We start from the raw sequence: 12,674 nt of genomic DNA, 5'->3' as shown, positions 1-12,674 counted from the left end.
CATCGAGGCGCAGTCGCCCGAGGCCGCGCAGGCGGCGCGCGAGGCGTTCAGCGATGCCACCCGCGCATCGGCGCTCACGGCGGCCGGATTCCTCGCGGTCGGGCTCCTGGCGACGATCTCGCTCGGGTCGGGGCGCAGGCAGGACCCGTCCGCGCCCGATGAGGACGTCGATACCGTACCGGCAGCGAGCGGCGGGTCGCCGGCTGTCTAGCCCCGGTCAGTCGGGCGCGTTGTCGGGGTCGACCGCCTCGAGCGTCTGCTCCTCGACCGCGTTGTCGGCGTCGAGCTCGTTCGCGTCGGGGCCGAGGTCGTCGCCGTCGTACATGATGTCGTCGGCGTCGTTGCGCGGCTCGCCCTCGGTCTCGTCCTGGCCGACGTCGGGCGTGAAGCGGTCGGCGTCGTGTCGCTGGGCGTGGTCGCGTGGGTCGGTCATGGCGTCTCCTCGGTCGCGGGCCGCGTACGGATGGGTCGGGCGGATGCCTCGGCCGGATGCCGCGTGCGGATGCCTCCAGCGTCCGCCGCACCGCTTCGACGGTCAACGGGTTGACGGATTGCCACTGGTGGGCGCGCGCTCCGGCACGACAGAATGGCGGGGAACCCCCGGAGGTGGACGTGGACATCGAAACCGTGATCTGGTCGATTCTCGGATTGATCGTCGCCGTCGGCGGCGTGCTGCTCGCAGCTGCGCTCTGGTCGATCGTCCGCGCTCCCCGCCGCTGACGCGCGCAGACTCCGAAGCGACCGCATGACGAGCGCCACCACCACGGCTCCGGTCCTGCCCCGCCGTACGCCGCCGCCCGCCGGCGCGGGCGCGGGCGACCGCCTTTCCGCACTGCTGCTGCTCTGCTTCACGCTCATCGCCATCGTGTGGGCCAACTCGCCGTGGGGCTCGACCTACGACGCCTTCTGGGACACCCACGTCGAGATCGTCGTGGGCGGGTTCCAGGCCGAGCTCACGCTGCACCAGCTCGTCAACGACGGGCTGATGGCGTTCTTCTTCTTCACGGTCGGGCTCGAGGTGAAACGGGAGTTCACGATCGGCGAGCTCACCGATCGGTCCCGCGCGGCGGTGCCCGTGATCGCCGCGGTCGCGGGGCTCGCGCTGCCGGCCGCGATCTTCATGCTGTTCAACGCCGGCACCGACGAGATGCACGCGTGGGGCGTCGTCATCTCCACCGACACGGCGTTCCTGCTCGGCGCCCTCGCGATCATCGGGCCCAAGTTCCCGTGGCGACTGCGCACGTTCCTGCTCACCCTCGCGGTCGTCGACGACATCGGCGCGCTCGTGGCCATCGCGGTGTTCTACAACGAGGGCATCCAGCTGCTGCCGCTCGTGATCAGCGCGGTCCTGCTCGTGGCGCTCGCCCTCGTGCGCTTCCTGCCCATGGCACGTGGGCCGGCCTACGCGGTGCTCGGCTTCGGCCTCTGGCTCGGCGTGGGCGCCGCCGGCGTGCACCCGACGCTCGCGGGCGTTGCCGTGGCGCTCGTGATCCCGGTGTTCCCGCCGCGCCGCATGGAGGTCGAGCGCGCCGCCGAACTCACCCGCGCCTTCCGCGAGTCGCCGAACACGACGTACGCGCGCGCCGCGACCCGCAGCCTCCGCGACTCCATCTCGATCAACGAGCGGCTGCAGGCGGCCTGGTCGCCCTACATCGCCTTCATCGTGCTGCCGATCTTCGCGCTCGCGAACGCCGGCGTGCGGCTCGATCCGCAGACGCTCTCGGCCGCCGTGTCATCGCCGCTGACCTGGGGCATCGTGGCCGGCCTCGTCATCGGCAAGTTCGTCGGCATCACCGGGGCCACGGCCCTGGTGCGGATGCTGCGCATCGGCACGCTGGCGCCCGGACTCACCGTGTCGCGCATCTCAGGGGGCGCGGCCCTGTCGGGCATCGGCTTCACGATCGCGCTGTTCATCGTGGGGCTCGCGATCGAGGACCCCGAGACCCAGGATCTCGCTCGAGTCGGCGTGCTCGCGGCATCCGTCATCGCCTTCGTGCTGGGCTGGCTCATCTTCGTGGTCGGCGACCGGCTGCGGCCGCCCGTCGCGGTCGGCGCCAAGCTCGTGCGGCCGTTCGACCCCGAACGCGACCACTTCCGCGGACGGCCCGACGCGCCCCACCGGATCGTCGAGTACGGCGACTTCGAGTGCCCGTTCTGCAGCCGGGCGACCGGATCGATCGACGCGGTGATCGACCACTTCGGCGACGACGTGTGCTGGGTCTTCCGCCACCTGCCGCTCGAGCAGGTGCATCCGCACGCGAGGGAATCGGCCCAGGCGGTGGAGGCGGCGGCGCTGCAGGGCCGGTTCTTCGAGATGGCGCTGACCCTGTTCGCGAACCAGGACGACCTGACCACCGACGACCTCTGCCGCTATGCGCGCGACCTCGGCCTCGACATGGATCGCTTCGCCGACGACCTGCGATCGCCCGCGGTCGTGCGTCGCGTCGAGGACGACCGGCTCGACGCGCAGATGATGGACCTGCACGGCACGCCGACGTTCTTCATCGGCGAGCGCCGCCACAAGGGACCCTACGACTCGGCCACCCTGATCGCCGCGCTCGAGGCGGAGCGCAAGCCCCTTGGGGAGCCCGCGGCCGGTGCCTAGCGTGGGGTCATGCGACCCGACGAACCGCTGACCGCCGGCGCCGAGGCCGAAGCCCACTCCGACGCCGATGCCGCTCGCGCGGGCCGCACGCGCACCCTCTCGATCGTCGTGCCGGTGCGCCACGATCGCGACCGCCTCGAGCGGCTGCTCGCCTCGGTCGGGGCGCAGTCGGTTGCTCCCGACGAGGTCGTCATCGTCGACAACGGCGGCAACGGCGACCTGGGCCCGCTGGCGGCGAGGTACGGATGCCGCGTGGTCCCCGAACCCGTCGTCGGCATCCCGGCGGCGACGTCGACGGGCCTCGACGCGGCAGCCGGCGACCTGCTGGCACGCGTCGACGCCGACACGGTGCTGCCTCCCGACTGGGTGCGGGCCGCGCACGAGCGCTTCGCGGATCCCGCGGTCGAGGTCGCCACGGGGTGGGCGTGGCTGCCGAGCGCGCCGCCGCTCGCATCACGGCTGCTCATCACGGCGTACCTCGGCGGCTACACCGTGCTCGCCGGAGTCGCGCTCGGGCATCGGCCGCTGTGGGGGTCGTCGGTCGTGCTGCGGCGGGACCTGTGGCTGGCCGTGCGCGACGACGTCTGCCGCGACGACCAGCGCGTGCACGACGACCTCGACCTCAGCATCCACCTGCCGCCGGGCACGAGGGTCCTGCGCGATCCGCGGCTCTCGGTGGGGGTGTCTATGCGGCCGTTCCGGCACCCGGGCAAGCTCTGGCGCGACGCGAGCATGGGCGTGCATACGTTCGCCCGGCACTGGCCCGAGGAGCTGCCGCCCTACCGGTGGGCGCGCATCGCGCGAGCGCGCAGGGCTCAGGCCCGGTCGGGCGGGCGCACGTCGTCCCAGCCCGCCTGCGGCGTCTCGCAGGTCTCGCGGTAGACGTACTGCGACGGCCGCTTGCGCTCGTGGCTGACCCAGTCGATCGCGGGCCGGCGCTGCTCCTCGGGCACGTAGCCGAGCCGATACACGGCCATGAGCTCGAGCTCGTCGGGCACCCGCAGCAGGCGCACGATCTCGTCCCACCGTCCGGGCACCTCCATCGGGAACGAGATGAACTGGATCCCCATGCCGAGCTCGACCGTCGTGAGCCAGACGTTCTCCATGGCGGCGCCCATGCTGAACACCGAGTAGAACGACGAGAGCTGGCCGGGCCGGTACTCGCTGCGGTCGAGCATGACGCCGAGGAGCAGCGGCGACCCGGCGACGAGCTTGCGGTTCTCCTCGCCGAGCGTCTTGGGCACGCCGAACGTGTTCATGAGCTTCTGCCCGCGCTTGGTGAACACCTGGCTCGTGAAGGGGCGCAGCGGGGCGGGCAGCTTGTCGAAGAGCATGCCGCTGCGCTGCTCGTCCATCTCGGCCTGGCTGAACCGGAAGTACGGCTTGTAGCGCTCGAAGAACGTGCCGTTCGACATCGCCTCGGTCATGCTCTCGCCCGAGATGCGCGCGATCGCCTCGATGGTCGGGCGGTCCTCGATCACGACGAAGCGCCAGGGCTGGCTGTTGAGCTGCGACGGCGCCCGGCCCGCCGCCTCCATGAGGAGCCGCTGGTGCTCCTCAGAGACGGGATCGGGCAGGAACGGGCCGTTCGTGGTCTTGCGGCGGCGGATCGCGTCGAGCAGCTCCATGCGTCCTACTTCCTCGTCGTCCTGGTCGTGCCGGTGTTCCGGGTGGCCGCCATCGTGCGGTCGGGCAGGTTCGACCGCACCAGCGCGGCGATGAAGAACGGCGCGGCGGTGAGGGCGACGAGCGGATGCCGCCGCGTGTGGGTTCCGGCGTACGGGATGAGCGTCAGCGGCACCGCGGCCGGCGCGAGGAGCGCGGCGGCCGCGCGGCTCGCTCGCCGCGGGCTCCCCCACACCGTCGAGCTCATGGCCCCGACGACCAGCGAGAAGGTCGCGACGTACAGTGCGTGGTGCACCCACCGCACGTCGCGGGTGTCGACGAGTCGCAGGGCGACGGATGCCCCGAGCGCGCAGTTCGCGGCGTAGCCCACCGTCGCCGCGGTGAACATCGGGGCCGAGCGCACGTCAGGCCACCGGGCTTCCGCCGGCGGAGTCGTGCGGCAGCTGCTCGCCCCGCGAGCTGGCATCCGATGTCGTCCCGCGCCGTCGGCGCAGGGGCTTTCGGGCGTCGATCGACGGGTCGGGGCCGTCCCACACCTTGATGATCGCCCAGCCGACCGCCGCGATCGGCACGGCCAGCACGGCGCCGACGATGCCGCCGAGGATCGTGCCGGCGGTGAGGGCGATGAGGATGACCAGCGGGTGCAGCTTCAACGACTGCGCCATCACCACGGGCTGCAGCAGGTCGCCCTCGAGCTGGTTCACGGCGATGACGATCGCGACGACGATGAGCGCGACGACCGGTCCGTTCGCCACGAGCGCGACGAGCGCGGCGAGGATGCCGGCGACCGTGGCGCCGACGAGCGGGATGAACGAGCCGAGGAACACGATGACCGCCAGCGGCAGCGCGAGCGGCACCTGCAGGATCACGAGGCCGAGGCCGATCACGACCGCGTCGACGAGTCCGACGATCGCCGTGCCGCGGATGTAGCCGCCGAACACCTTCACGCTCGTCGTGCCGACCCGTCGTCCGCGCTCGAGCCGCACGCCGCTGAAGGGGCGGAGGAAGAACGCCCAGATGCGGTCGCCGTCCTTGAGGAAGAAGAAGAGCACGACCAGCACGAGCAGCGCGCCCGCGACGAACTCCGTGGCGGCCGACACGCCGCGCACCGCCCCGGCGCCGAACTCGGCGCTCGTGACGTAGTCGACGACCGCGTCGCGCGCCGACGTGATCTGCTCCTGGTCGATCGGGAAGGGCAGGTCCTTGAGCCAGGCCTGCAGGTCGTCGAAGCCCTCGCCTGCCGAGGCGACCAGCTCGTCCCACTGGTTGCGCACGGCGAACACGATCGCGGTGACCACGCCGCCGAGCACGAGGATGCCGCCGACCAGGGTCACCCACGCCGCGAGCATCGGCGACAGTCCGCGACGTCGCAGCCAGCCGACGAGCGGCGCGGCCGCCGAAGCGACGATGAGCGCAATGAGCACGGGGATGACGAGGAGCTTCACCTGCACCAGCGCCCACACGGCGAGCGCGCCGAGCGCCACGACGAGGAGGATCTGCAGGCTCCGGATGCTCCAGCGACCGAGCCGGTCGGTCCACAGGGGCTCCGTGGGCGCCGGCGAGGGCGGTCGATCGCTCATGCCCTCACCCTAGGGGCCTGGCGGCCCGGGACGAACCCCCTGTCGTGCGCCCGACCGATGGGGTACGGTCCCGCTCGCCGCGGAGCGCGGCTACCGCTGCGCCTGGAGCACCTCGTGGACCCAGGCGGGCACCGCGATGCTCGCCGGGCCGTGCCGCACCTCGTCGAACAGCGGCGTGATCTCGCTCGGCGCGAGGTTCAGTTCGATCGTGTGCGCGCCGGCCGCGGCAGCCGTCATCACGAAGCCGGCCGCCGGGTACACGGCGCCCGAGGTGCCGATCGCCGCGAAGCGGTCGCAGGCGAGCAGCGCCTCGTCGATGAGGTCGAGGTCGTAGGGCATCTCGCCGAACCACAGCACGTCGGGGCGCAGCATCCGCTCGCCGCACTCGGGGAACGGCGGCCGGTCGACGAGGTCGGCCGCGACGGGCACCCGGCGGCCGCACGCCAGGCAGCGCGCACGCAGCAGGTCGCCGTGCATGTGCACGACGCGGTGCGAGCCCGCGCGTTCGTGCAGGTCGTCGATGTTCTGCGTGACCACGAGCAGGTCGTCGCCGAGCTCGCGTTCGAGTTGCGCCAGTGCCAGGTGCGCCGGGTTCGGCTCGGCTCGGGCAACGGCATGGCGCCGCGCGTCGTAGAAGCGCTGCACCATGACGGGATCGCGCGCGAATCCCTCGGGGGTGGCGACGTCCTCGACGCGATGACCCTCCCAGAGTCCGCCCGCGTCGCGGAACGTCGGCACGCCGCTCTCGGCCGAGATGCCGGCGCCGGTGAGCACGACGACTGTCATGCGTCCATTGAATCGCGCGTACGCCCGCGGCGGTACGCCAGGTGACTCCGACGGGCGGATGCCACGGCGCCACCGCACCGGCATCGTGGAGGCATGGGCACCACGACGCGCACGCCGCCACTCCCGCGCACGGGGGCACGGGTCATCCGGATGCCGCTCTCATCCCGCGCGCGAAAGCTCCTCCTGCTCGCGCACATCGCGGCCGCGGGCATCTGGCTCGGGCTCGACCTCGCGCTCGGAATCCTCGTCGTCACCGCGTCGACCGCGGATGCGATGGGCGCCGGCGCAGCGGCGACCAGTCTCGTCGCGGTGTCGACGTGGCCGCTGGTGATCGTCGGGCTCGTCACCCTGGCCACTGGGGTGCTCCTGGGGCTCGGCACGAAGTACGGGCTGGTGCGCTACCGCTGGGTGCTCGTGAAGCTCGTCGTCAACGTGGTGCTCGTGACGCTCGTCGTCCTCGTGCTCTGGCCCGGCCTCACGGCGCTTGCGGACGGCGGCCGAGCGGCGCTCGCCGACGGCGTCGCGCCCGCGGTGACGGCGAACCTCGTGTTCCCGCCGGTCGTCTCGTCGACCGCACTCCTCGTGGCGATGACGCTGTCGGTGTTCAAGCCGTGGGGCCGGACCCGGCCTTCGGCGACGTCGACCACACCGCGAGCGCCACGAGCAGCGGCTGGAAGAACAGGCGGATGAACCGCGCCCGATCGGTCGTGAGGCCGAACGCATCGCGACGCTCCGCCCACTGCGCGAGGTTGCCGGGGAACACCAGGACGAAGAACGCCGCGACGATCGCGCCGATGCGGCCGCGTTCGCGCGGCAGGGCGACGAGCGCTGCACCGAGGCCGACCTCGACCACGCCCGAGCCGACCACCACGGCGTCGGGGTCCATCGGCACCCACGGCGGCACCTGGGCCCGGAACTCGCGGCGCGCCCAGAACAGGTGGCTGACGCCGGCGAAGACCAGGAATGCAGCGAGTGCGAGTCGCCCGAGGGTGCGCACCGGCGTCGACGCGGGGACGCCCGAACGGCGGCTCATCGCTCGATCGACTTGCGGTCGTCGGAGGGCCGCACGAGCGCGCGCAGCACGAAGAAGACGATGACGGCGACCACGGCGACGATCGCCAGCTTGCCGATGAACCACAGCAGGCTGAAGACCACGTCGACGAGGAACCAGGCGACGATGACGGCGACGATCACGCCGATGACGGTCCAGACGGTTCGGCTCATGCTTCGAGGCTAGCCGTAGGATGGCGGCTCATGGCGCCCGATACGATCGACGGCTTCATCGAACGGCTGGCGGCCGGCGGGTCCGGCCCGAACAGCGCGAACCCGTTCGATGCCTCCCGCCCCGAGAACGGGCTGCGGCGGCGCAACCTCGACCGCTACCTGCGGCAGCTCGCCGAGCGGCAGCCTTCCACGCTCCTCGTGGGCGAGGCGCCCGGCTACCGCGGCATGGCGATCACGGGCGTGCCGTTCACGAACACGGTGCTCCTGCGTCGCGGCGTCGCGCACTTCGGCCTGTTCGGCACCGAGCACGGCTATGAGATCCCGGATGCCGCCGGCGTCGCCGCCGAGCCGACGGCGACGGTGATGTGGCAGGTCCTCGAGGGCCTCGACTTCCTGCCCGTGCTGTGGAGCGCGTTCCCCCTGCATCCGCATCGCCCGGGTGCCCCGCTGTCGAACCGCACGCCGACCGGTGCCGAGACCGCGGAATGGGCGTGGTCGTGGCAGGCCTTGGCCGACGTGTTCGGCATCCGGTCGGTCGTGGCCGTCGGCAACGTCGCCCAGGCGAGCCTCGCGCGCAGCGGGTGGGAGGTGCCTCGGGTCCGGCATCCGTCGCACGGCGGGCGCGAGGGGTTCCGCACCGGCCTGCAGGCGCTGCTCGACGAGGGCGTCATCCGCTGACCCCGGCGCGCCCCGCCTCCGGCGTCGGTCAGCGGGTGCCGCCGAGGCGCGCCGAGATCTCCGCCGCTGTCGCGCGCGCGGCGGCGACCACCTCGTCGAGGCCGACCGCACTGTAGGACGTGCCGATGTACGGCACCGTGAGCGCGGCGATCGTGCTTCCGGCGCGGTCGGTGACGGCGGCGACCACGTCGGTGATGCCCGCCTGCAGGCGGTCGGTGCGAGTGAGGTACCCGGCGGCGAGCAGTTCGGCCTCGCCGGGGAGCCGCCGGCCCGCGGCATCCGGAGCACCGGCCGAGAGCACCGCGCCCGTCGCCGTGGATTCGAGCGGGAAGCGCGCGCCCACCCGGACCTGGTAGCCGAAGTCGGCGGGCGACTCCGCCTGGGCGACGATGCGCACCTCGCCGGCGTCGTCGACCCCGAGGTTGCACGACTGTCGGATGCGATCCGCGAGCTCGCGCATGGGCGCCGCCGCCAGCTGGACGAGCCCCCGCAGCGGCGGATGGCGATGCGCGAGGTCGAACAGGGCCATCGACAGCACGTACCGCCCAGACCGGTCATCGCGGGTGAGGTACCCGCGGCGCTCGAGGGTCGCCAGCACGCGGTAGATCTGGCTGACGTTGCGACCGACCGCGTCGGCGATCTCGGTCTGGGTGAGGCCGCCCGCCTCGTTCGCGAGCAGCTCGAGGATGTCGAGCGCCTTGTCGAGGGCCGGTGCGGCGTACTCGTTGGCGCGCCCCGGCGCAGGGGTGTCGGGCGTCGGGCTCACCGGTCCGCTCCGAGCGCCCGGACGAACCGGCGGGCGATCTCGCGCTCGAGGTTGTCGGGCACGGGCTGGGCGCCGGGCACCAGCGACGCGGCATCCGTCGCCACCCGCTCGAGCGAGAGCGACTGCAGCAGGAAGCCGAGGTCCATGGCCTCGAGCGAGTTGCCCTTCGGCTCCCGGCCGGCGAGGTTCACCATGCGTCCGCCGGCCAGGAGGACGAGCTCGCGCCCGTCGGGCAGGTCGATGCGCTCGATCGCCGCGTCGAGGCCGGTCACGGCGACGGCGCGGCCGTAGAGCGCCTCGGTGTCGATCTCCCACGGGAAGTGCCCGGCGTTCGCCAGCACGGCGCCGCTCGGCATCCGGTCGATCACCGCGTCGGTGATGACGCCCGGATGCCCGGTCGCGGTGATGAAGAACTCGCCCCACTCGGCGAGGTCGGCGAGCTCGCCCACGCGGTAGCCGTCGAGGGCCGCCTCGAAGGCCTTGATCTCGTCGATCTCGGCGACCGCCACGCGCCCGCCGAACGCCCTGAGGTACTGCGCGATGCCCCGGCCGCACCAGCCGTAGCCGGCCACGACGAACCGTCGCCCCGGGATCATCAGGTTCGTGATGCGCATGACGCTCTCGACGACCGACTGGCCGACGCCGTGCCGGTTCTCGCCGATGGCCTTGAGCGGGCTGTCGTTGATCACGATCGACGGGAACGGCACTCGGCCGGCCAGTTCGCCGCGCAGCCGGATGCCGCCGCTCGTCGTCTCCTCGGTGCCGCCGACCACCCCGGCCGCAGTGCCCGCCGCCACGATGCCGGCGACGAGGTCGGCACCGTTGTCGAGCACGAGGTCGGGACGCGCGTCGACGACTGCTGCGACATTCGCGTGGTGCTCGTCGAGCGTGTCGTCGCGGCGGCCGAACACCGTCATGCCGAGGTTCCGCAGGTAGGCGACCACGTCGTCCTGCGTCGAGCCGTGATTGCCCGTGGCGACGATCTCCGCGCCGCCCGCGGCGAGCACCTCGAGCAGCACGGCCGTCTTCGGCTCGACGTGCAGGGACATGCCGAGGCGGAGGCCCGCGAACGGTCGGCGCACGGTGAAGTCCTCGCGGGTGGCGGCGAGCAGCGGCATCCGGGACCTGATCCAGGTGATGCGCGCGGCGCCGCGTTCGAGCAGTTCCGACATGTCGGCCTACTTTCATATATGAATGCTTCTTTTACAGATGATACCGCGCGGATGAGGCGGGTGGGCGGCCGCCCGCTGGGGCCGCGCGTGAGGTGCGAGTCAACCCCCGCGACTTCGCCGAAGCGGCTGCGTATCGTGACCGCAACGGATGGGGGTGACATGCGCGCAGGACCGATCGCGGCCGTTGTGCTCGCGGCGTCGTTGGCGCTGTCGGGCTGTGCGCCCCAGTACGACGACGCGACGAAGGAGGGCCTGCGGGCCCAGGTCGTCGCCGTGAGCACCGCGAGCGCCGCAGGCGATTGGCCGACGGCGATCGCCGGGCTCGACCAGCTCGCCACGGAGGTGTCGAAGGCGCGCCGCGACGGCCGGCTCGACGACGCGCGGTTCGCCGCGATCGTGGCGGCGATGGACCTCGTGCGCCAGGACCTCGAGGAGGCCGTCGCCGCAGCCGAGACCGAGGCGGAGCAGCAGCGACTGCTGGCGGAGCAGGCCCGGTTGCAGGAGCAGATCACGCAGCTGCAGTCCGAGCAGGCACCGCCCGCGCCGGCACCCGGCGACGACGGCAAGTCCGAGAAGGACGGCAAGGACGACAAGGACGGGAAAGACGGGAAAGACGGTAAGGAGGGCAAGAGCGAGGGCATGAGCGAGGGCAGCGGCCCTGGCGGCACGAGCGGCATCGTGCCGGCCGGGGACCACCGGAAGCACTGACGCCGGGCCTCGTCATAGGCTGGCGCATGCGGATGCCACGAGCTCGGCTCCTCCGACCCCTGTCCGCTCCCCCGACCCTTGGAGGCACGACCGTGCACGACGCGAGCACGCCGGATACGCCGGCGCTCCACCCCGACACCCTCGCCGTCATCGCGGGCCGGCCGCCGCACACGCCCGACCAGCCCATGAGCGTGCCCGTGCACCTCACCTCGACGTACGTCGCGGGCGGCGAGCTCGAGTACGGGCGGTACGGCAACCCCACCTGGACGGCGTTCGAGGAGACCCTCGGCGCGCTGGAGGGCGGCCGGTGCGTCGCGTTCGCGTCGGGCATGGCCGCCGTCGCCGCGGTGCTCGACCTCGTCGAGCCGGGCGGCACGGTCGTCGCGCCGCGGCATTCGTACACGGGCACGGTGGCCGCCCTCCAGGAGCGCGAGGAGCAGGGCCGTCTGCGGACCGTCTTCGTCGACATCACCGACACCGCCGCCGTGGCCGCCGCGTGCGAGGGGGCCGCCATGGTGTGGTTCGAGTCGCCCACGAATCCCGCCCTCGAGGTCGCCGACATCACGGCCATCGCGCGCGCGGCGCACGAGCACGGGGCGCTGGTCGCCGTCGACAACACGTTCGCCACGCCGCTGCTGCAGCGTCCGCTCGCGCTCGGCGCCGACGTGGTCGTGCACTCGGCGACGAAGTACATCTCGGGCCACAGCGACGTGCTCATGGGCGCGGTGGTCGCGGCATCCGACGAACTGGCCGACGCGGCCGTGCACCGGCGCTCGCTGCACGGAGCGATCCCGGCCCCGCTCGAGACCTTCCTCGCGCTGCGCGGGCTGCGCACCCTGCCCGTGAGCCTCGAGCGCGCGCAGGCCACCGCCCAGGAGCTCGTGCGCCGACTCGCCGACCACCCCGCGCTCGACGAGGTGCTGTACCCGGGCTTCGGCGCGATCGTGTCGATCGTCGTGCGCGGCGGCGCGGAGCCGGCCGACGCGCTCGTGCAGCGCACCGACCTCTGGGTGCACGCGACGAGCCTCGGGGGCGTCGAGTCGACGTTCGAGCGGCGGCGCCGCTGGGCGCTCGAACAGCCGACGATCCCCGAGGGACTCGTGCGGCTCTCCGTCGGGCTCGAGCACGTCGACGACCTGCACCGCGACCTCGTGGCGGCGCTCGACTCGCTCGGCTGAGCGACTCAGCGTGCGTGGTCGAGCAGCCAGTCCATCGCGTCGGGCACCACGTCGAGCACCGAGACGTGTCCGTCGTCGAGGCGCATCCACAGCGTCGCGTCGGGAAGGCGGCTCAGCATCCACGCCGCGTGACGTCGCGGCACGACGCGGTCGCCCTCGCCCTGCACGAGCAGCACGGGCGCCCCCACGTCGTCGAGGTCGAACCCCCAGGGCCGCGTGAAGGCCACGTCGTCGGCGTCGCCGAGGCCCGAGAGCGCGAGGTCGCGCACCGCGACCACGGTGTCCTGCGTCGTGCCGTCGATGTCGTACCGGTCCACGTCGAGCGCCTCGGGGAACTGGTAGTACTGGCGG

The 12,674-nt window shown here is 72.6% G+C and carries 16 protein-coding genes and 1 pseudogene; 7 read left to right on the top strand and 10 right to left on the bottom strand.

The features are described from left to right. Positions 1–211 (top strand): annotated as a pseudogene (locus GH736_RS09055) (MFS transporter); the annotation flags it as partial. A gap of 6 nt (positions 212–217) precedes the next feature. Here GH736_RS09055 and GH736_RS09050 read toward each other — a convergent pair. Next, positions 218–433: a hypothetical protein gene (locus tag GH736_RS09050; protein WP_159602292.1), complete on the bottom strand. Its 216-nt coding sequence runs from the start codon at positions 431–433 to the stop codon at positions 218–220. Between the two features lie 312 nt (positions 434–745). Here GH736_RS09050 and nhaA point away from each other — a divergent pair, with 312 nt between their 5' ends. Beyond that, positions 746–2,605, top strand: coding sequence for a Na+/H+ antiporter NhaA (gene nhaA, locus GH736_RS09045; protein WP_159602290.1), 1,860 nt, complete (start codon positions 746–748; stop codon positions 2,603–2,605). Positions 2,606–2,614: 9 nt separating this feature from the next. Further along, a complete protein-coding gene (locus GH736_RS09040) occupies positions 2,615–3,487 on the top strand; it encodes a glycosyltransferase family 2 protein (protein ID WP_159602288.1) in 873 nt (290 codons plus the stop codon). Here GH736_RS09040 and GH736_RS09035 read toward each other — a convergent pair. The 4 genes from GH736_RS09035 to GH736_RS09020 all read right to left on the bottom strand — a co-directional run bounded on the left by GH736_RS09035 (position 3,421) and on the right by GH736_RS09020 (position 6,597). Further along, positions 3,421–4,233, bottom strand: coding sequence for a nitroreductase family protein (locus GH736_RS09035; protein ID WP_159602286.1), 813 nt, complete (start codon positions 4,231–4,233; stop codon positions 3,421–3,423). The genes GH736_RS09040 and GH736_RS09035 overlap by 67 nt on opposite strands. A gap of 5 nt (positions 4,234–4,238) precedes the next feature. Further along, positions 4,239–4,619 (bottom strand): hypothetical protein, encoded by a 381-nt coding sequence (locus GH736_RS09030; RefSeq protein ID WP_203230699.1) that lies wholly within the window; start codon positions 4,617–4,619, stop codon positions 4,239–4,241. 16 nt (positions 4,620–4,635) lie between these two features. Beyond that, positions 4,636–5,811, bottom strand: coding sequence for an AI-2E family transporter (locus tag GH736_RS09025; protein WP_159602284.1), 1,176 nt, complete (start codon positions 5,809–5,811; stop codon positions 4,636–4,638). Between the two features lie 90 nt (positions 5,812–5,901). Next, entirely contained in the window at positions 5,902–6,597 is a 696-nt protein-coding gene (locus tag GH736_RS09020; RefSeq protein WP_159602282.1) for an NAD-dependent deacylase, read from the bottom strand. A gap of 93 nt (positions 6,598–6,690) precedes the next feature. On the opposite strand from GH736_RS09020, the gene GH736_RS09015 reads away from it, so the two are divergent. Beyond that, complete coding sequence (locus tag GH736_RS09015; protein ID WP_203230698.1) at positions 6,691–7,287, top strand: hypothetical protein; 597 nt, start codon at positions 6,691–6,693, stop codon at positions 7,285–7,287. Here GH736_RS09015 and GH736_RS09010 read toward each other — a convergent pair. Continuing rightward, positions 7,202–7,630, bottom strand: a complete 429-nt coding sequence (locus tag GH736_RS09010) for a DoxX family protein (RefSeq protein WP_159602280.1) — start codon at positions 7,628–7,630, stop codon at positions 7,202–7,204. The two genes, GH736_RS09015 and GH736_RS09010, sit on opposite strands and share 86 nt — an antisense overlap. Continuing rightward, positions 7,627–7,821, bottom strand: coding sequence for a hypothetical protein (locus tag GH736_RS09005; protein WP_159602278.1), 195 nt, complete (start codon positions 7,819–7,821; stop codon positions 7,627–7,629). Before GH736_RS09005 ends, GH736_RS09010 begins: the two co-directional genes overlap by 4 nt. A gap of 30 nt (positions 7,822–7,851) precedes the next feature. Between GH736_RS09005 and GH736_RS09000 the strand changes: the two genes are divergently transcribed. After that, entirely contained in the window at positions 7,852–8,499 is a 648-nt protein-coding gene (locus GH736_RS09000; RefSeq protein ID WP_159602276.1) for a uracil-DNA glycosylase family protein, read from the top strand. A gap of 28 nt (positions 8,500–8,527) precedes the next feature. Here GH736_RS09000 and GH736_RS08995 read toward each other — a convergent pair whose 3' ends face one another. Both GH736_RS08995 and GH736_RS08990 read right to left on the bottom strand, forming a co-directional pair. Continuing rightward, positions 8,528–9,265, bottom strand: coding sequence for an IclR family transcriptional regulator (locus tag GH736_RS08995; protein ID WP_159602274.1), 738 nt, complete (start codon positions 9,263–9,265; stop codon positions 8,528–8,530). Beyond that, the gene (locus GH736_RS08990; protein ID WP_159602272.1) at positions 9,262–10,437 is read right to left on the bottom strand and encodes an adenosylhomocysteinase; all 1,176 of its coding nucleotides are present in this window, start codon (positions 10,435–10,437) and stop codon (positions 9,262–9,264) included. The genes GH736_RS08995 and GH736_RS08990 overlap by 4 nt, the downstream gene beginning before the upstream one ends. A 159-nt stretch (positions 10,438–10,596) precedes the next feature. Here GH736_RS08990 and GH736_RS24505 point away from each other — a divergent pair, with 159 nt between their 5' ends. Next, complete coding sequence (locus GH736_RS24505) at positions 10,597–11,145, top strand: hypothetical protein (RefSeq protein WP_203230697.1); 549 nt, start codon at positions 10,597–10,599, stop codon at positions 11,143–11,145. Between the two features lie 92 nt (positions 11,146–11,237). Then, positions 11,238–12,323, top strand: coding sequence for a trans-sulfuration enzyme family protein (locus GH736_RS08980; protein ID WP_235933913.1), 1,086 nt, complete (start codon positions 11,238–11,240; stop codon positions 12,321–12,323). A 5-nt stretch (positions 12,324–12,328) separates the two neighbouring features. Here the strand turns inward: GH736_RS08980 and GH736_RS08975 are convergent. Next, positions 12,329–12,674, bottom strand: a 346-nt coding sequence (locus GH736_RS08975; protein ID WP_162529549.1) for an alpha/beta fold hydrolase, incomplete at its 5' end; no start/stop codon positions are given.

The organism is Agromyces humi, assembly GCF_009720255.1.
Classification (GTDB): Bacteria; Actinomycetota; Actinomycetes; order Actinomycetales; family Microbacteriaceae; genus Agromyces; species Agromyces humi.
The sequence above is the reverse complement of the archived record's forward strand: the minus strand, read 5'-3'. Positions and strand labels throughout refer to the sequence as shown.